The organism is Streptacidiphilus sp. MAP5-3 (assembly GCF_041262505.1).
In the GTDB taxonomy this organism is placed as follows: Bacteria; Actinomycetota; Actinomycetes; order Streptomycetales; family Streptomycetaceae; genus Streptacidiphilus.
The window spans coordinates 1-19,578 of sequence record NZ_JBGCCL010000022.1 but is presented as its reverse complement, the minus strand read 5'-3'; the positions used below and the strand labels follow the sequence as shown (position 1 = coordinate 19,578).

Genomic DNA, 19,578 nt, shown 5'->3' with positions numbered 1-19,578 from the left:
GCGGGCGCTCAGCTCCACAGGTCGGTCAGCTCCACAGGTCGGTCAGTTCCACAGATCGGTGATGCGGACGTCCACCTCGGCGAGGAGCCTGCGCAGCAGGGGGAGGGAGAGGCCGATCACGTTGCCGTGGTCGCCCTCGATCCCGTCGACGAACGGCGCGGACCGCCCGTCCAGCGTGAACGCGCCTGCGACGTGCAGCGGTTCGCCGGTCGCCAGGTAGGCCTCGACCTCCTCGTCGTCCGGCGTCCCGAAGCGGACCGTGGTCGACGCGGTGGCGGAGGCGCGCTTGCCGGTCCGGGTGTCGATCACGCAGTGCCCCGTCTGCAGGACGCCGGACCGCCCGCGCATGGAGTGCCAGCGGGCGCGTGCGTCGTCGACGTCCTCGGGCTTGCCGAGGGCCTGGCCGTCCAGCTCGAGGACGGAGTCGCAGCCGATCACCACCTCCCCGTCGTGCAACTGCGGGGCGACGGCGTCCGCCTTGGCCTCCGCGAGCACGAGCGCGAGCGCGCCGGGCGTGGGCGCGGTCAGCGCGTCCTCGTCCACACCGCTCACCACGACGCGCGGATCCATCCCGGCCTGCCGCAGCAGCCCCAGCCGGGCGGGAGAGGCGGAGGCGAGCACGAGGGCACGGCGGGGGCGGTTGCCGGTGATGGTGTCGGTCATGGGGCCCACAGTACGGGGGTGCCTGAACAGGAACGGTTCAGACCATCACCACGATGAGCGCCAACGAGGCGCAGACGGCGATCAGAATCCCGACCCGCCGCAGCAACGCGCGGACGAGGAGCGTCTCCGACCGCGAGTCGTCGGGAGGGTCTGACCAGAGCACACCTCCACTGTGTGGAACGGCCTGGAGCGGCGCATGAGTATCCCTACTCAATTGCCTGAGCGCCTTGTACCAGTGGGTAACAGAAGGCTCTGCAACGTCCCCGGTACGAGAGCTGAACTACCGCGCCCAGGCGGAGGTGCGCCAGGCGCTCGGGCCGGGCTTCGGCGGAGCCTGCAAGCGCCGCGCCTTGTCGCGCCACGCGGTGGTCTCCTCGGGTGGGGCGGCGGCAGGTGTCTGCGCCGCCCGGGCGGAGACCACCGCCAGGACGGCGGCGATCTCCTCGGGATTGGGCTGCCCGTGCAGCACGCGGATGGGAGCCATCAGGCCTGTTTCCTTCCTGGTCGAAGCTGACGGGCGCTTACAGCGGGATGTTGCCGTGCTTCTTCGGCGGGAGGACCTCCCGCTTGTTGCGCAGCGCGCGCAGGCCCTTGACCACGTGCTGGCGGGTCTCCGACGGCAGCACGACCGCGTCGATGTAGCCGCGCTCGGCCGCGACGTACGGGTTGAGCAGGGTGTCCTCGTACTCCTGCATCAACTGCGCGCGGGTCGCGTCCGCGTCGTCCGCCGCGGCGATCGTGCCGCGGTGCAGGATGTTGACCGCGCCCTGCGCGCCCATGACCGCGATCTGCGCGGTCGGCCAGGCCAGGTTGAGGTCGGCGCCCAGGTGCTTGGAGCCCATGACGTCGTACGCGCCGCCGAAGGCCTTCCGCGTGATCACGGTGATCAGCGGGACGGTCGCCTCCGCGTAGGCGTAGATCAGCTTGGCGCCGCGGCGGATGATGCCGTCCCACTCCTGGCCGGTGCCGGGCAGGAAGCCGGGGACGTCGACGAAGGTCAGCACCGGGATGTTGAACGCGTCGCAGGTCCGCACGAAGCGCGCGGCCTTCTCGGACGCGTCGATGTCCAGGCAGCCGGCGAACTGCATCGGCTGGTTGGCGACGACTCCGACCGCGTGGCCCTCGACCCGGCCGAAGCCGGTCAGCATGTTCGGCGCGAAGAGCGACTGCGTCTCCAGGAACTCACCGTCGTCGACGATGTGCTCGATCACCTTGTGCATGTCGTACGGCTGGTTGGCCGAGTCCGGGATGATCGAGTCCAGCTCCTCGTCCTCCGCGGTGGTGGCCAGGTCGGCCTCCTCCGGGAAGGACGGCGGCTCCTCCAGGTTGTTGGAGGGCAGGTAGGACAGGAGCGCCTTGACGTACTCGACGGCCTCCTTCTCGTCCGAGGCCATGTGGTGCGCCACGCCCGACTTGGAGTTGTGGGCGCGCGCGCCGCCCAGCTCCTCCATGCCGACGTCCTCGCCGGTGACGGTCTTGATCACGTCGGGCCCGGTGATGAACATGTGCGAGGTCTGGTCGGCCATCACGATGAAGTCGGTGATGGCGGGGGAGTAGACCGCGCCGCCCGCGCACGGGCCCATGATCAGCGAGATCTGCGGGATCACGCCGGAGGCCAGCACGTTGCGGCGGAAGATCTCGCCGTACAGGCCGAGCGAGGCCACGCCCTCCTGGATGCGCGCGCCACCGGAGTCGTTGATGCCGATCATCGGGCAGCCGGTCTTCAGCGCGAAGTCCATGACCTTGACGATCTTCTCGCCGAAGACCTCGCCCAGCGAGCCGCCGAAGACGGTGAAGTCCTGTGCGAAGACCGCGACCTGACGGCCGTCCACGGTGCCGTAGCCGGTCACCACGCCGTCGCCGTAGGGGCGGTTCTTCTCCTGGCCGAAGTTGGTCGAGCGGTGCCGCGCGAACTCGTCGAACTCGACGAAGGAGCCCTCGTCCAGCAGCTGCCGTACCCGCTCACGGGCCGTCAGTTTGCCCTTGGCGTGCTGCTTCTCCACAGCACGCGCCGAGCCGGAGTGGACCGCCTCGTCGATACGGCGACGCAGGTCGGCGACCTTGCCCGCGGTGGTGTGGATGTCCACGTCGGCGTTCGCCTGGTCGGCGGAGGACATAGGGGCGCGGCTCCCGTCAGGAGGGGTAGTACCGGGGCCTGGCCGAGGAGGCCGGCGCGCAGTACCAACGGGTGGGTTTCCGATCAGTAGGTTAGCCACGACGGCTTGCCTCGGATATGGCGAGTGACAGGGGTCATACGCTGGAGCCGTGACCGAATCCCCGTGGAACGATCTTGAGCGCCCGCCGCTGCGCGCCACCCAGCTGAACCGTGATCCGGGACGGCTCGGCGCGCTCTGGAACAGCCTGGTGGTGGTGAACGAGACGGGCTCCACCAACACCGACCTGGCCGAGCTCGCCGCGCGCGGCACGCCGGAGGGCGCGGTGCTGGTGGCCGAGCAGCAGACGCACGGCAAGGGCCGGCTCGACAGGCGCTGGTCGGCCCCGGCCCGGTCCGGGATCTTCCTGTCGATGCTGCTCCGTCCGGGTGACGCGGGCGTGCCGCGCGACAACTGGAGCTGGCTGCCGCTGCTGGTGGGCGTCTCCGCGTCGACCGCGCTGAGCCGCGCGGCGGAGTGCGAGGTGCGTCTCAAGTGGCCCAACGACCTGCTGGTCCCGATCGGCCCGCAGGGCCATCGCGAGGAGCGGAAGACGGGCGGCATCCTGGTCGAACTGGCCGACGAGGGCCGCGCGGTGATCGTCGGTATCGGCGTCAACGTCACCCTGCGGGAGGCGGAGCTGCCGGTCCCGACCGCTGCCTCGCTGGCGCTGGCCGGAGCGAAGGTGACGGACCGGGAGATCCTGCTGCGCGAGGTGCTGCGCACCTTCTCCGAGCTGTACGAGGAGTGGTGCGCGGACGGCGGCGACCCGTCGGCGACGCGGCTGCGCGAGGCCTACCTGAGCCAGTGCGCCACTATCGGCAAGCATGTGCGGGTGCTGCTGCCGGGCGACAAGCAGATCGTGGGCGAGGCGGTCGACGTGGACGACCTGGGCCGGTTGGTGCTGCGCGAGCCGAGCGGCGCGGAGCACGCCGTCAGCGCGGGCGACGTGATCCACGTGCGCGGGGCCTGAGCACCGGGCCTGAGCGCGGGGCCTGAGCACGGGGCGTACGGCGGGTCGACATGTGGCCGGCGGGCCCGCCGTGCACGGCGTCCACCGGGGCGGATGCCCCGGAATGACGGATTCCGTGCGAGTATCACTGGGCGAGGTGTGAGCAAGGACACGCCTGTCGCACGTCGGCTGTGGTAGGTCGGCACGGGCGGGTGGCGAGGACGGACGGGACGGACAGGTGGACGACCGGGAGCGGGAGGATCACGGCGAGCAGCAACACCGTGATTCGGTGGCGCTGCAGTTGGAGCAGCTGATCCTGGACTCCGAGCGGCAGTACACCCCGTACCAGGCCGCTCGGGCGGCCGGCGTCTCGATGGAGCTGGCCTCGCGGTTCTGGCGGGCGATGGGCTTCGCCGACATCGGCCAGTCCCGGGCGCTGACCGAGTCCGACGTGATCGCGCTGCGGCGGCTCGCCGGCCTGGTCGAGGCCGGGCTGCTGAGCGAGCAGATGGCGATCCAGGTCGCCCGCTCCACGGGCCAGACCACGGCGCGCCTCGCCGAGTGGCAGATCGACACCTTCTTGGAACACCTGACCACGGCGTCCGAGCCGGGCCTGACGCGCGCGGAGATCGCCTACCCGCTGGTCGAGCTGCTGCTGCCGGAGCTGGAGCAGTTCCTGATCTACGTGTGGCGGCGTCAGCTGGCCGCGGTGACCGGGCGGGTGGTCCAGGCGGAGAACGACGAGGAGATGCAGAGCGGCCGCCTCGCGGTCGGCTTCGCGGACCTGGTCGGCTTCACCCGGCTGTCGCGGCGGCTGGAGGACGAGGAGCTCGGCGAGCTCGTCGAGAACTTCGAGTCGACCTGCGCCGACCTGGTCGCGGGCCGGGGCGGGCGTCTGGTGAAGACCCTCGGCGACGAGATCCTCTTCGTCGCCGACGAGGCCGCGACGGCGGCGGACATCGCCCTGGCGCTGGTGGAGATGCTCGGCAAGGACGACTCCATGCCGGCGCTGCGGGTCGGCATGGCCTTCGGCGCGGTCACCACCCGCATGGGCGACGTCTTCGGCACCACGGTCAACCTGGCGTCCCGGCTCACTTCCATCGCACCCAAGGACGCCGTCCTGTGCGACGAGGAACTGGCCCGGGCCCTTCAGCGCGAGGGCGCGGTCGCGCAGGCGGAGCCGTCCGGCACGGACGCGCTCCAGGAGATCTCCTCGGTCGGCGTCTCCCCGCTCCCGGAGCCGGTGCAGCCGCCGCTGCCGGACGCGGAGTACCGCTTCGCGCTCCAGCCGATGTGGCGCAGGCCGGTCCGTGGTCTCGGTCTGGTCGAGCCCTGGCTGCTCACCCGGCGCGCGTCGGGGGCGTGAGGTTTCCGCAGTTCAGCTCTTGTCGGCGCCGATGCGGGCGCGGAGCAGTTCGGAGAGCGGGTACGGGGGCTCGGCGGGGATGAGGGCGTTCGCCTTTGTCGTCTCGCCCGCGCGGACCAGGGCGTGGGTCTCGTGGGCCAGGTCGGTGACGTCCGTGATGCCGATGATCCACTCGTCGACGTAGCGGTGGACCGCCTCGCCGGTCAGGCCCATCTGGATCGCGCGGTGGGGGAGTTCCTGCTGGTTCGTCGAGCGTTCGGGGTCCCACTGGATCCGTACCGGGCTGGCGCGGAGCTGCTCCTTCCACGCATCGGCGGAGCTGTGCAGGTCGCGGTCGTAGTGGCTCAGGCACGCGTGCGCCAGCGCCCACGCGAACCCGTCCCGGCTGATGCGGACTGCCAACACCCGCTCCTGGTCCGGCTTCGTGCCCCAGCCGGAGCGGTACATCATCCAGCGGAAGGACGGCTTGATCCACGTCATCCGCTCCCGCTTGAACGGAGCGACGAACGTCCCGGCGGCGAGCGCGGCGTCGGCGATGGCGGGCGGATAGGCCTGATAGACCGTCAGGGTGTCGTCGTCATGGGCGGCTCGGATCTGTCGTTGGGGTCGTACGGGTTCCATGACGAGAAGCGAAGCATTCCGGCTGCGCCCATGTCGAAGCGTTATGGGAAATCGAGCTCCACGTGCTGCTCGCCGGGTAGTGGCCCGTCCGGTGACCGCCACCGGCCGTGCCCCATGCCCAGCGCACAGGAGAAGGTCACCCGAGTCCGACGCCCGTCTTCCTCGCCCGCCTCGGTGATTCGGATCCTCACCGATCAACTGCCCTTTGACGGCTTGCAGTTGAGCAGCACGGACACGGAGAGGCGCGCTTGCTCCCGACTTCTCAGCAAGGGCCGGAGAGGTCGAAGACAGGCAGCCCCTGAGGGTCACTCGGCGCTGTGATCGAGAAGATCCACTCCCCATAGGGGAAGTCGCTCACGGCGGTGAGCGAACGGCTGTCGTCGAAGGTCAGGCGCAGGTCCCGGTACTCTCCATGCGTCTCCAGGGCGAGATCAGTCACTCGGCGGCCGATGAGGGACGCCAGCTCCTGGATTCCTGAACTTTGGCCGCCAATATGCCATTCGGTGTTGATGCGGTAGTGCCAGTTGCTCCCGCCCACCAGCACGCCGTCCTGATCGGGTGCCACCGTGGTGACTGTGAGAGGCAGAAGCGCTGACGCGTCGTCGAGGATGGGGTCCACTACGGTTCCAGTTCTACGTGGGTCCGGGATCGAACATACTGCTTCGACGACGTGTTTGGTGGGAGCTGCTTCGGCGGTTGGACCGCTTTGCCGGTGAAGGGGCTGATGGGTGCATCGCTCCCATTGGTGAAAGACGCGCGGAGGCCGGCGCCGTTGGCCTGTGGTTGCATGATGCGAACCCGAGAACCGTCAGGGAGTTCGTAGCCGGTACCCGCCGACTTCGTGGCGAACGTGCCGAATCCTGGCTCGCCGGAATTGACGGCTTCCTGAAGACCCTGCTCGAACTCTGCTGCGCTTGTCGGGACCACGACTCCGTCTGCAGACGCTACGAAAGCAGGCTTTGACGGGTGCGGCGAGAGGCCGAGCCGGTCAAGCCAGATGTGGGGATTGGGTACGTACGCGTAGGGATCGGGGCCCGGTCGAAGGCCCAGCGGGTCCAGCGAGAGATACCTTCCGGCCTCGGGGTCGTAGTAGCGGTGGTAGTTGTAGTGGAGGCGGGATTCAGGGTCGAAGTACTGGCCGGGAAAGCGGAGCGGGGTGTATGTGCTGGCGTTGGTGGGCCACGTCGTGCGTCCCCACAGGAACGACGACGACCGCCAGGCAATCTTTCCATTGACGACGTCGAAGAGTTCTGTCGGTGTGCCGACGAGGTCGGTCATCACAGCGAAGAAGCGCTTCTCCGTGTTGCCATTGACCGAGATGTCCTCGGTTTGCGTCAGCGGGTGATGTCCGAGGTGGTCCCAGGTCAGGGTGTACGGTCCTGGTAGATGCGCTGCCCTTGTGATCTGTTCGACGAGGGTCGACGAGTCCCAGGTGAACTCGGTGACCTCAACGGGACCCACGCCGCCCGACGCGATGCGTTCCTTGCTCAGCCGACGCCCGAAAGCGTCGTAGCGGTAGTGCCAACGGCTCCCGTCCGGAGTCTCGACGTCCGTCAGTTGGTCGGCCTCGTTCCAGGTGTAGCCCCAGACATCGGCCGTGCGGTTGTCAGGCGTCGCGATCTCACGGCGTACAACACGACCGCACGAGTCGTACTGATAGCCGACCTGCTCGGCCAGAAGAGTGCCGTTGGCGTCGTAGCTGCAGTTCTCGGTGCGCTGGTCGGAATGTGAGGCGGTGACCCGTCCGCCTCGGTCCAGTTCGAACGACTGCTCTCCGAAGAGAAGATCCGATATGGCGACGAGTCCACCATCGGCGCGATAGCGGAAGCGGCGCGCTTGGAGGACGGACGGCTCGCCCTGGCCGTGCCAGGCGGTCGCGGTCTGTTCAGTGAGCCGCCCTGATTCGTCGCAGGAACTGGCCAGGCTCAACTGGCCATTGATCACGCGGAGCACTTCCGACCCTCGAGGATCGAAGGAGAAGTCGAGTTGGCCGTTCGGCGTCGCGAGACTTGAGGGGAGTCCCGTCGCTCCGTACGTCCAGGTGCTGGTGTGACCTCCCGGCGTCCTACGTGTGAGCCGTCGGCCCAGCGAGTCCCTTGAGCTGCTGAGCGTGCGGCCGTTCACTGTTTCGCTCAGCACGTTGCCCAGCGCGTCGACAGTCCTGTGGATGTCCGCCTCGGGGTTTGTCGCTCGTACGACGTTTCCAGCTCGGTCGTAGGCGAAGTCGGTGCGCCCTCCGCCGTGTACCTTGCTGGTCAGGCGACCGAGTTGGTCGTACGAGAACTCCGTTCGTCGGCCCATCGGATCTGTGCGAACGCTGATCTGTCCGGCTGCGTCGAGAAGGTACCGCGTCTCACGTTCCTCGTAGTCCCGCTCCGCGATCAGTCGACCAGCGGTGTCGTACGTGTAGCTCCACGTTCGTCCGAGTGCGTCGGTGAGCGAGACGAGCTGCATGTGGGCGTCGTGCTGGAAACTGATGCGGCCGCCGTCGGCGTCGACCCGGGCAGCCAGGGTCTCGAAGTGCGTGTACTCGGATCGGGTAGTGGCGCCGGACTCGTCGGTGTTGCTCAGGCAGTTGCCCTCTGCGTCATAGGTCCAGAGCTGAGTGGTGCCGTCCTGCGCGGTACGCCGCGTCAGATTGCCCTCGACTGTCCACTCCTGCCGAGTGGTGTTGCCCCTGCTGTCAGTGATCAGGCATACGCGGCCGAAGGCATCGCGTGTGTAGTGAGTCGTTTCACCGGTGTGAGTAGTCACCTCGACGGGGAGCCCGGCCCTGTCGCTGCGAATACGGCTGGATGCCCCGGTCGGGTGGCTGATGCCGGACAGATGCCCGCGCTCGTCGTACGTGTAGGCGGTGACCGCGCCGAGCGGATCTGTCACTGAGGTGCGGCAGCCGGCTGCGTCAAAGGTTTGCAGCCACACTGACCCGCCCGGCTCGACAGTCCGGGTCGGCAGGCTGATCTCGCCGTCATATTCGGCGCTGGTGCGCTCGCCGTCCGGGCGGATGACCGCGACGAGGTCCCCCGCACCGTCGTACGTGTAGCGGGTGGTGCGGTCGAGGGGGTCGGTCTCGCTGAGCAGGCGGTTGAACTGGTCGCGCTCGTAGTGGGTGGTGTTGCCCAACGGGTCGACGATCGCGACGACTTGGTGGCGGTCGTTGATGTGGTGGTGCGTCGTGTGGCCCAGGGCGTTGGTCTCGCTGTGGATGCGGAGGCCTGTTGCCTCGTCCCGGTCTCCGTAGCGGAAGGTGAAGCGGAGCGAACCGTCCTCGCCCCCTTCGTCGACGACGCGTCCCCGGTTGTCGTAGACGTACCAGTACCGGCTGTTGTTGCGGTCGGTCCAGGAGGTGACGCGGTCCCAGGCGTCATAGGTGAAGCGCATCGGCAGGCCGGAGGAGTTGTACACCTCCGTCAGGTTGCCGTCCTCGCCGTAGGCGTAGCGCAGCAGCTCCTGGTCGCCGCCGTCCGGGGCAGCTCCGGCCAGCAGCAGGGAGGTGATCCGGCCGGACTCTGTGGTGACCAACAGCCGGTAGCCGCCGGAGTGCTGGATGGCCAACGGGGTGCCGACTCCGTCGTACTCCAGGTCGTAGTGGCGGCCGGAGCGGTCGTGGACTCGGGTCAACAGGGCGGTCACGCCGTCGGGTTGGACGGTGAACTCGCGGACCAGGCCTGTGCTCGGTTCGGTGACGGTGTAGGCGCGGCCCCGGGCGTCGACGCCCAGCAGGTGGCGGTCGCCGGCGGAGGCGAAGACCGGGTCGCCAGGCTCGGGGTGCGGGTAGGCCTGGGTGACGCGGTCGGCGCGGATGTGGACGACGCCCTCGGCGTCGATCTCCAGGCGCTCGTCGAAGGTGCAGACCCAGCGGCGGCCCATCCAGCGCCCGGCCCGGTAGCCGGACTCGAAATTGCGGGTGAAGAGCAGCGGCAGCGATCCGGGCAGGGAGGCATCGACCTGGTCGATGAACATCCGGCCCGTGGCAATGTCGACGGGCTCACCGGCACCGCAGACGGCGTCGTCGCCGCGTCCGGCTTCCTCGGGGTCCTGGACCTGCTCGCGGCCGGGGCTTCCCGGAGCGCCACCCTCCTCCGACGGCGCGCCCTCGTTGCCGGGGCTGCCGCCTTCGTCGGGGTGCGTGCCGGCGCCACCGGTTCCGGAGCCGTCTCCGCCGCCCGCGCCCGTGTGCGGGTCCGGCGGGGCAGCGGCGCCGGGCTTCTCGCCTGACTTGGCGATGTCCTCGGCGGTGTTCTTCTCGTCCTGGGCAGCGCCCTCAGCGATCTGCTTGGACTTCTTCTCGGTGTCCTTGAGGATGTTCTGGTAGGCCTCGCTGAAGTCCTTGGAGAGCGCCTCCCCGGCCTTCTCCGCGGTCTTGCCGACCTCGTCGGCGATCTGGTTGCCCATTCCCCCGTGCCCTTGTCCGGTGCTTCCGTTCGGCCTACGTGAACTGCTCGGCCTACGTGAACTGCTCGACTTACGTGAACTGCTCGGACTACTCGAAGCTCATGCCCTGGAGCTTCCCCGAGAGGTTCTGGGCGTGGGTCTGGACCGCGTCGGCGTGGACGGCGAACATCTGGGCGTGGGAGCTGAGGTTCTCCGGGTGGATCATGAAGCCGTCGCCCGCGCCGGAGCCGGAGACGCCGAGCATGTCCTCCAGGGCGGAGTAGGTCATGCCCGCGACGGCCTTCTCGATCACACCGAGCAGCGGCGTCAGCGCGGCCTGGACGATCTCGCCGATGATGTACTGGACCAGCTGCTGCTCCAGGTAGTCGACGGCCTGCTCCGCCGCCTCGACGATCAGCCCCTCCGCCGCCTCGGCGAGGCCGAGGGTGGCCACGGCGGCGGCCTGGTCGGCGACGAAGCTCGCGGCGAGCCCGATCAGTTCGCCGATGCAGTCCATCTTCATGCCGACGATGTAGTCCGCGCCCGCGTCCAGCGCGGTGGCCAGGACGTTGCAGGCGTCGAGCAGGTCGGACATGTGACTCTGGGACAGGTGGGCCCACTTGGAGACCAGGAGCTCGTACGAATTCGCCTGGTAGTGCTGGCCCATGGACTTGATCGTGGACGTGGCCTGCTGGTGCGTGTCGTCGATGTTCTGCGCGAACTCGCGGACGTGGGACGCGAATTCGCGAACTTTGTCCTCGTTGACCTGCGGCCAGTTCACCCCGATGAACTGGAGGAAGGAGACGACCTCCCCGGGCAGTTCGATGGCCATGCGGTTCCCCCCTGATCGTCGGGTCCCCCATGACCCGGCCGGAGCAGCGTCGGCTTTTCGCCACGGTAGCAGCCGGGTCTGTCAGCCGGGGCGGGGAGAATTCGACAGCCGGATGACTCTGCGCTGCCTGTGGTGCTTGCATGGGATATGTCAGTTTTATCCGTACGCTGTATGCGAGGTGATCAGCGTCGGCCGGCCGAGCAGACCGTGTCCGCGAGTGACCGCGAGGAGCAAGCACCGTGCAGGCCAGTGAAGAAGCCCCTGCGTCGCCCCTGGCCGATCAGCGCCTGCGTGCGGTGGTCGGGCTGGCGCAGGCCATGGCCGGAGCGCCGGACGCGCGGCACGCCGCGCAGCTCGGGGCGGGCCGGGCCCGGGCGGCGATCGACGCGGACTTCGCCGCGATCTCGGTCTGGGAGCGGGAGCGCGGCGAGCTGCGGGTGCTGGTCAACGACGGTCTGCTCGCGCCCGGCGAGGAGCAGTTGCCAGAGAACGAGTCCTACCCGCTCGGCGAGTACCCCGAGATCGCCCGCAACCTCGCCGAGCGCGGGCTCGGCGAGGACTTCGCCCCCGACGGCCTGCCGCGCGCGTGGGTGCAGAGCGCCGACGGCGGCGTCGCCAACGGCCCCGACTGCCGCGCCAGGGCCGCGTCCCTGCGCCGCCGGGGCCGCGCCTGCTGCCTGGTCGCGCCGATCGTCCTGGGTGGCCGGGCCTGGGGTGAGCTCTACCTCGCCCGGATCGAGGGCAAGCCGGTCTTCGACGCCGACGAGGCCGCCTACGGCACCGTGCTGGCCGCGCAGATCTCCGCCGGGCTGGCGCAGAGCGAGCGGTTGGAGGAGGTCCGCCGCCTCGCCTTCACCGACCCGCTGACCGGCCTGGCCAACCGCCGCGCGGTCGACACGCGTCTGGACGAGGCGCTGGAGGAGCACCGCGCCGACGGCACCGTCGTCTCCCTGGTCGTCTGCGACGTCAACGGTCTCAAGCGGGTCAACGACGACAAGGGGCACGAGTTCGGCGACCGCCTGCTGGAACGGTTCGCCAACCAGCTGTCGCTGTGCGGGGCGATGCTGCCGGGCTCGGTCGCCGGACGGCTCGGTGGCGACGAGTTCTGCCTGGTCGCCGCCGGTCCCACCGCGGACGAGGTGGTCCGCGTCGCCGAGGAGCTGTGCGCGCAGGCGCTGACGCTCGATCAGGGCGAGGGCGTGGCCTGCGGAGTGGCCTCGACCGGCGACCCGATCGGCCCGGTCACCACCGCCGACCGCCTCTTCCGGCTGGCCGACGCCGCGCAGTACCGGGCCAAGTCGGGCCCGGCGGCGCAGCCCGTCGTCGCCGGACGCGGCAGCCTTCCCGACCCGACGATGAGCCTCGCCGACAGCGGTGCCCGCCCCAGCGGCAACCGCCGCACCGAGCGCCGCCGCTTCCGCGGTGCGCGGCACACCGCGGACCCGGGCCAACTCCTTTCCGCGGCGCTCGCGGTGCTGGACGAGCATCCCCATCCCGCCGACACGGTCACCCGCCTGGAGGCCGTCGCGGAGACGGCTGCGCAACTGCTGGACGCGGTCGCCTGGTGGGTCTCCTACGTGCCACCCGGCGCGACGCAGATGCACACGGTCCGCTACGGCATCCGCAGGATGACCCGCGGCCCCGGCAGTACGCGCGCCCAGGTGCAGCGCGCGATGAACGAGGCGCCGGACGCGGTCTTCGACCTCGGCGCGTATCCGCTCACAGCCCAGGCGATCCGGGGTGGCAGCTTCGGCATGCGCACGGGCGTCCCCGGCAACGACCCGGCGGAGGAGGCGGTCCTGGTCGTCGGCGGGTACCGCGCGATGGCCGCGGCGGGTGGGACCAACCCTGCGGGCGGCTGGATGCTCGAACTCTTCGCGGACGAGACGACGTTGTCTCTGACGGGCGTCGGCCCGACGCTGCGGGCGTTGGTTGCTGTGGCGATCTCGGGGCCGGTCAGCGCGCCGTGAAGTCGCACTATGTGAGGATCAAGGTTGGGCAAGTGAGGTAGTTGCAGCACCCAGTGGCGCGGGGAACTGCGCGACCAGCCTCCAGGGAGCTGGCAGGCCGAGCGCACCGGGCCGTCCGCACAGGGTGGTGTCTCGCGCAGTTCCCCGCGCCCCTGGGTGCATGGCTCATCGCCTGCAGAATCCCCGCGCCCCCGGGGTGAGTGCAACGACCCGTCAGGCGATCCGGTCCGCGCCCGCGTAGATGTTCGCGCTGCGGTCGCGGAGGAAGCCGACGAGCGTCATGCCCGTCTCCGTCGCGAGGTCGACGGCCAGCGCGCTGGGCGCGGACACCGCGGCGAGCAGGGGGATGCCCGCCATCGCCGCCTTCTGGACCAGTTCGAAGGACGCGCGTCCGCTGACCATCAACGCGTGCCGGTGCAGCGGCAGCAGGCCTTCCCGCAGGGCCCAGCCGATGACCTTGTCGACCGCGTTGTGGCGGCCCACGTCCTCGCGGACGCACAGCAGGCGGCCCTCAGCCGTGAACAGCCCGGCGGCGTGGACGCCGCCCGTCGTGGCGAATGCGCGCTGGCCGGTGCGGAGCGCGTCCGGGAAGGAGTAGAGCAGGTCGGAGGTGAGCTTCAGGTCGTCCGTCGCCAGGTCGTACCGCAGGCGCTTCTGGACCGCGTCGACCGTCTCCGCGCCGCAGAGGCCGCACGCGCTGGTCGTGAGCAACTGCCGGTACGCGGAGACGGGGACGGCCGCCGGGTCCGCGACGCGCGCGTCGACAACGTTGTAGGTGTTCTCACCCTCCGCGTTGGTGCCCGCGCAGTAGCGCAGCGTCGGCAGGTCCTCGCCGGAGGCGACCACGCCCTCGGCGACGAGGTAGCCGGCGACCAGGTCGAAGTCGTCGCCCGGGGTGCGCATGGTGATCGCCAGCGAGCGACCGCCCACGCGGATCTCCAGCGGCTCCTCCGCGGCCAACGCGTCGGGGCGCGCGTCACGGCGTCCGTCGCGCAGACGGACCACGCGGCGGCGTTCGATCACCCGGCCCATTGCGGACCCTCCGGTCGCTCGATCGGCACTGTCGGCTCCACCGTACCCGGCTGCTGTGAGGGCCTGATCGAGGTCGTTGCCGCACCGTCTTCCGGGCCCGGTTGTCATGGCGTCATTCACATGGTGTGATTTCGCATATGGATATGCAGAACGTCGACAGTGCCGGCAACGTGGTCGTCATCGGCAAGGCCAACGTCGGCCCGGACGACGTGATCGCCGTCGCCCGCGGCAACGCCCGCATCGAGCTCTCCGCCGACGCGGTGGCCGAGATGGCCGCCTCGCGGGCCCGGATCGACGCGCTGGCCGCCGAGCCGCGCCCGGTCTACGGGGTCTCCACCGGTTTCGGCGCCCTCGCCGTCCGGCACATCAGCCCCGAGCTGCGCGCCCAGCTGCAGCGCTCGCTGGTCCGCTCGCACGCGGCGGGCATGGGACCGCAGGTCGAGCGCGAGGTCACCCGCGCGCTGATGCTGCTGCGCCTGAAGACGCTGGCCTCCGGCCGCACCGGCGTCCGTCCGGTCGTCGCCGAGACGATGGCCGCCCTGCTCAACGCCCAGATCACACCCGTGGTCCACGAGTTCGGCTCGCTCGGCTGCTCCGGCGACCTGGCCCCGCTCTCGCACTGCGCGCTGACGCTGATGGGCGAGGGCCTCGCCTACGGCCCCGACGGCGCGGTCCGCGACGCGGGCGAGCTGCTGGCCGAGGCCGGCATCACGCCGATCGAGCTGGCCGAGAAGGAGGGCCTGGCCCTCATCAACGGCACCGACGGCATGCTCGGCATGCTGGTGATGGCGATCGCCGACCTCGGCCGTCTCTTCACCGTCGCCGACATCACCGCCGCCATGTCCCTGGAGGCGCTGCTGGGCACCGACAAGGTGCTCCAGCCGGAGCTGCACGCCATCCGCCCGCACCCGGGCCAGGCCGCCTCCGCCGCCAACATGGCCAAGGTGCTGCAGGGCTCCCGCCTGACCGGCCACCACCAGGACGACGCGCCGCGCGTCCAGGACGCGTACTCGATCCGCTGTGCGCCGCAGGTCGCGGGCGCGGGCCGGGACACGCTCACCCACGCCCAGCTGGTCGCCGACCGCGAGCTGGCCGCCGCCGTCGACAACCCGGTGGTGCTGCCCGACGGCCGCGTCGAGTCCAACGGCAACTTCCACGGGGCGCCTGTCGCCTACGTGTTGGACTTCCTGGCCGTCGCCGCGGCCGACCTCGGCTCGATCGCCGAGCGCCGCACCGACCGGCTGCTCGACAAGAACCGCTCGCACGGTCTGCCGCCGTTCCTGGCCGACGACCCGGGCGTCGACTCCGGCCTGATGATCGCCCAGTACACCCAGGCCGCCCTGGTCAGCGAGAACAAGCGGCTGGCCGTCCCGGCCTCGGTGGACTCCATCCCGTCCTCGGCGATGCAGGAGGACCACGTCTCCATGGGCTGGTCCGCCGCGCGCAAGCTCCGCCAGTCCGTGGACAACCTGGCCCGCGTGCTCGCCGTCGAGCTGGTCGCCTCGGCCCGTGCCCTGGAGATCCGCACCTACAGCCACACCGGTGAGGGCGAGAGCCCGCTGGCGCCGGCCTCGGCCGCTGCGATCGCGGCGGCGCGCGAGGCGGGCGTCGGCGGTCCGGGCTCGGACCGGTTCCTGGCTCCCGACCTGGAGGCGGCGTACCAGTTCGTCCGTAGCGGCGGGTTGGTCGCGGCTGTCGAGCAGGTCACCGGCCCGCTGGCCTGACCGCTCGCGGTCGATGTTGATCAACACCGACTGCTTTCGATCGGACCTGTTCGCACCCCTTGGTACCCCTCGCTCACCAGGCGAGAAGGTACTTGCCGACTCTGCATGCGTTCATGCAGAGTCGGCACCTACTGAATCCCGGTCGGTTGCTGGAGGCCCCATATGAGCGTGACACCGTCTCAGGCGGCCGAGACCCTGCCGGGCCGCGGACCGGACGCGAATCCGGACGCGGATCCGGATGAGAAGCCCGACGAGAAGCCGGACGAGAAGCTCGACGAGGCACCCGAGGAGGCGACGGGTGTGGCGGGCGTCCAGTCCGGTGGTCCGTCCAGCCGGTTGCTCAGGCTGTTCGAGGGCTACCGGCTGACCCCGACCCAGCGCCGGATCGCCCACTGCCTGGTCAGGAACGCCGCCGAGGCGCCGTTCCTCTCCAGCGTGGAGGTGGCCGAGCTGGCCGGTGTCAGCCAGCCCTCGGTCACCCGCTTCGCCGTCGCGCTCGGTTTCGACGGTTACCCGGCACTCCGCCGCCAACTGCGTGAGCTCGGCCTGACCGAGCCCGGCGAGAAGCCCGGTGCGACGGGCGGCGGCGCCCGCGAGACGCAGGGCGAGGTCGTCCGCAACGAGCAGCAGCAGGCGGTGCTCACCGAGATCGCCAACCTGCAGCACCTCGCCTCGGTGCTGGCCGACCCCGAGCCGGTGCTGGAGGCGGCCAGGATCCTGGCCGCCTCCCGGCCGCTGGTCGTCCTCGGCCTGCGTGCGGCTTCCGCGCAGGCGAACGGCTTCGCGTACTTCGCCGCCAAGGTCCACCCGGACGTCCGGCTGCTCGACGAGGGCGGCAGCATGCTGCTCGACCGCATCGAACAGGCCCGCGTCGCCGGAGCCACGGCACTGATCTGCTTCGCGCTCCCGCGCCACCCGCGTGAGCTGATGGAGGCACTGACCACGGCCAAGGCCGCGGGCCTGACCGTCGTCACGGTCGCGGACAGCGCGTTCGCGCCGGTCGCCTCCCTCTCCGACCTGCTGCTGCCCGCGGCGGTCGGGTCGAGCCTGGTCTTCGACACCGCCTGCGCGCCGATGATGCTGGGCCGGGTCCTCCTCCAGGCCATGTGCGACGAACTGCCCGACTCGGTGCAGCGCCTGGAGCTCTTCGAGCAACAGGCCGCCGGCCGCGGCCTCTTCCTCGGCTGAGGCGGTCACTTGACCTGAGGTCGCGGGTGCTGTGAGGCTGCGGCCTGCCAGGTGCAGTCCGACCTGGGCAGATATACAGGAGGGGACCTGATGAGGAAGATCCAAGCCGGCCTCGGCGGCGCGCTCGCGGCTGCCCTGACGGTGGTTGCCATCCCGGCAGCGCACGCTGCGACCCCGGCGTACGTCGGCACGGTGAACACCTATGTCAACGGGATGCCCGCGACCGTCGAGCGCGGTACGACGGTGGATCTGACGATCTGGTACCGCGAGAGCTCCGCGTACAACGTGATCCCGTTCGGGTCCGCCCTGTCCCTTGCCGCTGATGATCTCCGGCAACCTGGTTACCGTGGCGTCACCGTGAGCGTCCAGGATCCGGTGACCGGGAAGTGGAATGTGGTGCGCAGCGCAGCGGGATCGAACGACGGCTACTACTTCTCCGGGTACTCCCAGCCGAAGGTGCTGCACCCGGCGTACTTCGCGCACCTCAACATTCGGATCTCGTTCAGTAAGGCTGCGTACGCGGGCCGTTGGGAGGCGTCCATGGATGCGACCACCGCGTACGGGGTGTTCAACGCTCGCGGTCAGGCGGTCAGCGGGTACATGCGACTCGAGAACCGGGCGGTTGACTTCACCGTCAAGTAGCCCCGGGAAGAGCGGCTGCTGAGGGCGCGTACCGACGACGGCCGGTCGTCGGTGGTCTGCACTAGAGTCCCTGAGTTGGACGCCCGGGCCGCCGGGCGCGGGGAACGGGGGACACTGTGGCGAAGGACCGTGACATCGACCCGGAGGCGGACGCGCGTGCCTGGCGCGAGGCCGATCTGCCGGAGCTGACGCCGGAGCGCGAGCAGGAGCTGAAGCACGCCGGCTTTGCGGTGAAGAAGCTGCGGCATCTGGCGGCTGGGGGCCGCTACGGGCGCTCCCTCGCTGTCAGTGTGCTGATCTGCTTCACCGACGCCTACCCGCAGGCCGCGTCCGTGCAGGACATCGCCCGCGCCGGTGAGGCGGGCCGGATGATCACTTCGCGCAGCGCCGACCAGCTCGAGGCGGCGCTCCAGCTGCGCGGGCTGCACAGCAGGAGCGGCGCGTCGGGCGGCGCGGCCGTGCAGAAGGCGAAGGCCCTCATGACCGCCACGCCGGCCACGGGCGTGCGCTGGTGGCTCGGCTGGGTCCTCGTCGCGCTCCTCGCAATCGTGCTCACCAGCGGCATAGCCGCGCTGGACGTCGGCATCGGCGTTGTGTTCGGTGTGATCTGGTTGATCATGGGATGGTTCCTGGTGGTCCGCCGGCTGGTCTATCGGCGCGCGCCGGTCGGCAAGGAGATCGGACGGCTCTACCTGATCGCTGCGATCTGCTTCGTGGTGGCCGGCGTGGGCGCATCCAACGCGGGGCTGCTCGTCCTGGGGCAGCAGGGCGTCGGCAGCGTCGACTCGCAGTCGACTGAGACCGGCAGCCACGGCACGCAGTACCTGCAGTGCACCGTGCTTCAGCCGGACGGTTCCTACGACGACATACGCTCCACCGGCGCCTGCCCCGGGCCGGTCGGCTCGTCGGTGACCATGGTCTACCTGCCGGGGGGTGAGGACCAACCCTTCCGCCCGGCGGTCGGCACCCGGGGCTCGCTCGCGCCGCTGGCCGTGCTCTGGGGGCTCGGCACCCTGGCCGGCTGTGGCCTGCTGGCGGGGGCAGGGTGGAGAGGGCGGCGTCCCCGTGCTAGCTGAGAATCTTCGCTTTCGCTGCCGCGAACTCCGTCGGGGTCAGTAGTCCCTGCTGGATCATCTCGCCCAGCCTGGCGAGTTTTGACGCCACGTCATCCGTTCCCGCGACCTGGTCCCGGGCCGCCTGGTCGGCCTGCGTGCGGGCGCGGGATTTACCCGCCGCGTAGGCCGCACCACCGACGAGTGTGCCGCGCAGCAGCGGGGCTCCCACCGGGCGGAGCACCGTCGGTCGGACCGGCCGCGTCGGTCGCATGAACATCCTGCTCACCCCTGTGCTTTCACGAGTGCCTGCCGCGCCTCGGCGACATGCTCGGGCGGGATCCTGACCGAGGCCGCCACACGGCCGTTCGCGGCGCGGAAGGCGTCGGCCGCCTCCGCAGCCCAGACGTGTTCGACGAGGAGCAGCAGCGCGCAGGAGCCTGGTTCCAGCAGCTCCGCCGCCTCTGCGGCGTCCTCCTCGCCCATCAGGTGGACCAGGTCGGCGCCGCCCGACTTCGGTAGCGCCGCGCGCAGGTGCTCGTGGTCGATCAGCTCGGACACGCTGATCGTGCCGTCCGCGGCCTTGGTGACCACCAGCGAGTCGATCAGCCGGACCCCGCCCGCGCGCCGCAGTGCGCCGAGTGGGGCGATGACGTCCGGGCCGATCTGCTCGCCGGGGAAGGCGAGGACCAGGAATTCCACGGGGCCCACGTCGGACTCCTCTCGGTTGGTCCGTGTCAGCATAGGTGCCAAAGCTTGACAAGCCGGTCATACCGGACACTCGCCCTCTGGTGGTGGGGTGAATGAACGGCTATCTTCATCCTCAAGAAATCTGAATGGATCCATCCAGGACTTCAGGATCACGACCTCCAGGGAGGACGAACCCATGGCGCAGCAGCAGAGCGGCCCTCGTACGGTCCGTGCCGCACGTGGTACGGGGCTCAGCACTTTGGGTTGGCAGCAGGAGGCCGCCCTGCGGATGTTGAACAACAATCTGGATCCGGAGGTT

At 70.1% G+C, this 19,578-nt stretch carries 19 protein-coding genes; 8 read left to right on the top strand and 11 right to left on the bottom strand.

The genetic code is table 11. The features are described from left to right. Positions 1 to 42 precede the first annotated feature (42 nt). The 4 genes from ABH928_RS26640 to ABH928_RS26625 all read right to left on the bottom strand — a co-directional run bounded on the left by ABH928_RS26640 (position 43) and on the right by ABH928_RS26625 (position 2,780). Positions 43 to 663: a nucleoside triphosphate pyrophosphatase gene (locus tag ABH928_RS26640; protein WP_370070891.1), complete on the bottom strand. Its 621-nt coding sequence runs from the start codon at positions 661 to 663 to the stop codon at positions 43 to 45. Positions 664 to 700: 37 nt separating this feature from the next. Then, positions 701 to 826, bottom strand: a complete 126-nt coding sequence (gene mmpB / locus ABH928_RS26635; RefSeq protein ID WP_370070889.1) for a morphogenic membrane protein MmpB — start codon at positions 824 to 826, stop codon at positions 701 to 703. A gap of 117 nt (positions 827 to 943) precedes the next feature. After that, positions 944 to 1,147, bottom strand: a complete 204-nt coding sequence (locus tag ABH928_RS26630; RefSeq protein ID WP_370070887.1) for an acyl-CoA carboxylase subunit epsilon — start codon at positions 1,145 to 1,147, stop codon at positions 944 to 946. A 37-nt stretch (positions 1,148 to 1,184) separates the two neighbouring features. Continuing rightward, positions 1,185 to 2,780, bottom strand: a complete 1,596-nt coding sequence (locus ABH928_RS26625) for an acyl-CoA carboxylase subunit beta (RefSeq protein WP_370070885.1) — start codon at positions 2,778 to 2,780, stop codon at positions 1,185 to 1,187. A gap of 148 nt (positions 2,781 to 2,928) precedes the next feature. Between ABH928_RS26625 and ABH928_RS26620 the strand changes: the two genes are divergently transcribed. Both ABH928_RS26620 and ABH928_RS26615 read left to right on the top strand, forming a co-directional pair. Then, positions 2,929 to 3,789, top strand: coding sequence for a biotin--[acetyl-CoA-carboxylase] ligase (locus ABH928_RS26620; RefSeq protein WP_370070883.1), 861 nt, complete (start codon positions 2,929 to 2,931; stop codon positions 3,787 to 3,789). Positions 3,790 to 4,006: 217 nt separating this feature from the next. Further along, the gene (locus tag ABH928_RS26615) at positions 4,007 to 5,134 is read left to right on the top strand and encodes an adenylate/guanylate cyclase domain-containing protein (RefSeq protein ID WP_370070881.1); all 1,128 of its coding nucleotides are present in this window, start codon (positions 4,007 to 4,009) and stop codon (positions 5,132 to 5,134) included. A 12-nt stretch (positions 5,135 to 5,146) separates the two neighbouring features. On the opposite strand, the gene ABH928_RS26610 is transcribed toward ABH928_RS26615, so the two are convergent. The 4 genes from ABH928_RS26610 to ABH928_RS26595 form a co-directional block, all read right to left on the bottom strand. After that, the gene (locus ABH928_RS26610) at positions 5,147 to 5,755 is read right to left on the bottom strand and encodes a DUF4291 domain-containing protein (RefSeq protein WP_370070879.1); all 609 of its coding nucleotides are present in this window, start codon (positions 5,753 to 5,755) and stop codon (positions 5,147 to 5,149) included. Between the two features lie 262 nt (positions 5,756 to 6,017). Next, complete coding sequence (locus tag ABH928_RS26605; protein WP_370070877.1) at positions 6,018 to 6,320, bottom strand: hypothetical protein; 303 nt, start codon at positions 6,318 to 6,320, stop codon at positions 6,018 to 6,020. A 53-nt stretch (positions 6,321 to 6,373) separates the two neighbouring features. Next, positions 6,374 to 10,150, bottom strand: a complete 3,777-nt coding sequence (locus ABH928_RS26600; protein ID WP_370070875.1) for a DUF6531 domain-containing protein — start codon at positions 10,148 to 10,150, stop codon at positions 6,374 to 6,376. Between the two features lie 88 nt (positions 10,151 to 10,238). After that, entirely contained in the window at positions 10,239 to 10,961 is a 723-nt protein-coding gene (locus tag ABH928_RS26595; RefSeq protein ID WP_370070873.1) for a hypothetical protein, read from the bottom strand. A gap of 239 nt (positions 10,962 to 11,200) precedes the next feature. On the opposite strand from ABH928_RS26595, the gene ABH928_RS26590 reads away from it, so the two are divergent. Beyond that, on the top strand, positions 11,201 to 12,931 hold the full coding sequence (locus tag ABH928_RS26590; RefSeq protein WP_370070871.1) for a diguanylate cyclase domain-containing protein: 1,731 nt from the start codon (positions 11,201 to 11,203) through the stop codon (positions 12,929 to 12,931). Positions 12,932 to 13,144: 213 nt separating this feature from the next. Here ABH928_RS26590 and fdhD read toward each other — a convergent pair whose 3' ends face one another. Further along, positions 13,145 to 13,963 carry a formate dehydrogenase accessory sulfurtransferase FdhD gene (fdhD, locus tag ABH928_RS26585; RefSeq protein ID WP_370070869.1) on the bottom strand — a complete coding sequence of 273 codons (819 nt, stop codon included), beginning with the start codon at positions 13,961 to 13,963 and terminating at the stop codon, positions 13,145 to 13,147. A gap of 143 nt (positions 13,964 to 14,106) precedes the next feature. On the opposite strand from fdhD, the gene hutH reads away from it, so the two are divergent. From hutH to ABH928_RS26565, 4 genes are all read left to right on the top strand, one after another. Then, the gene (gene hutH, locus ABH928_RS26580; protein WP_370071050.1) at positions 14,107 to 15,687 is read left to right on the top strand and encodes a histidine ammonia-lyase; all 1,581 of its coding nucleotides are present in this window, start codon (positions 14,107 to 14,109) and stop codon (positions 15,685 to 15,687) included. A 162-nt stretch (positions 15,688 to 15,849) separates the two neighbouring features. Next, a complete protein-coding gene (locus ABH928_RS26575) occupies positions 15,850 to 16,875 on the top strand; it encodes a MurR/RpiR family transcriptional regulator (protein WP_370070867.1) in 1,026 nt (341 codons plus the stop codon). Positions 16,876 to 16,965: 90 nt separating this feature from the next. Further along, a complete protein-coding gene (locus ABH928_RS26570; RefSeq protein ID WP_370070865.1) occupies positions 16,966 to 17,517 on the top strand; it encodes a hypothetical protein in 552 nt (183 codons plus the stop codon). 116 nt (positions 17,518 to 17,633) lie between these two features. Further along, positions 17,634 to 18,593, top strand: coding sequence for a hypothetical protein (locus ABH928_RS26565; RefSeq protein ID WP_370070863.1), 960 nt, complete (start codon positions 17,634 to 17,636; stop codon positions 18,591 to 18,593). Here ABH928_RS26565 and ABH928_RS26560 read toward each other — a convergent pair. Then, positions 18,586 to 18,849: an SHOCT domain-containing protein gene (locus ABH928_RS26560; RefSeq protein WP_370070861.1), complete on the bottom strand. Its 264-nt coding sequence runs from the start codon at positions 18,847 to 18,849 to the stop codon at positions 18,586 to 18,588. The two genes, ABH928_RS26565 and ABH928_RS26560, sit on opposite strands and share 8 nt — an antisense overlap. Before the next feature lie 5 nt (positions 18,850 to 18,854). Continuing rightward, positions 18,855 to 19,280 (bottom strand): DUF6325 family protein, encoded by a 426-nt coding sequence (locus ABH928_RS26555; RefSeq protein WP_370070859.1) that lies wholly within the window; start codon positions 19,278 to 19,280, stop codon positions 18,855 to 18,857. Positions 19,281 to 19,455: 175 nt separating this feature from the next. On the opposite strand from ABH928_RS26555, the gene ABH928_RS26550 reads away from it, so the two are divergent. Then, positions 19,456 to 19,578: hypothetical protein (locus ABH928_RS26550; protein ID WP_370071048.1), on the top strand; the 123-nt coding region annotated here is incomplete at its 3' end.

Bases quoted from the DNA above. Each gene is read 5' to 3' on its own strand.
- fdhD (WP_370070869.1), bottom strand. From the start codon at position 13,963: ATGGGCCGGGTGATCGAACGCCGCCGCGTGGTCCGTCTGCGCGACGGA.
- ABH928_RS26595 (WP_370070873.1), bottom strand. From the start codon at position 10,961: ATGGCCATCGAACTGCCCGGGGAGGTCGTCTCCTTCCTCCAGTTCATC.
- ABH928_RS26570 (WP_370070865.1), top strand. From the start codon at position 16,966: ATGAGGAAGATCCAAGCCGGCCTCGGCGGCGCGCTCGCGGCTGCCCTG.
- ABH928_RS26630 (WP_370070887.1), bottom strand. From the start codon at position 1,147: ATGGCTCCCATCCGCGTGCTGCACGGGCAGCCCAATCCCGAGGAGATC.
- ABH928_RS26560 (WP_370070861.1), bottom strand. From the start codon at position 18,849: ATGTTCATGCGACCGACGCGGCCGGTCCGACCGACGGTGCTCCGCCCG.
- hutH (WP_370071050.1), top strand. From the start codon at position 14,107: ATGCAGAACGTCGACAGTGCCGGCAACGTGGTCGTCATCGGCAAGGCC.
- ABH928_RS26640 (WP_370070891.1), bottom strand. From the start codon at position 663: ATGACCGACACCATCACCGGCAACCGCCCCCGCCGTGCCCTCGTGCTC.
- ABH928_RS26575 (WP_370070867.1), top strand. From the start codon at position 15,850: ATGAGCGTGACACCGTCTCAGGCGGCCGAGACCCTGCCGGGCCGCGGA.
- ABH928_RS26625 (WP_370070885.1), bottom strand. From the start codon at position 2,780: ATGTCCTCCGCCGACCAGGCGAACGCCGACGTGGACATCCACACCACC.
- ABH928_RS26610 (WP_370070879.1), bottom strand. From the start codon at position 5,755: ATGGAACCCGTACGACCCCAACGACAGATCCGAGCCGCCCATGACGAC.
- ABH928_RS26600 (WP_370070875.1), bottom strand. From the start codon at position 10,150: ATGGGCAACCAGATCGCCGACGAGGTCGGCAAGACCGCGGAGAAGGCC.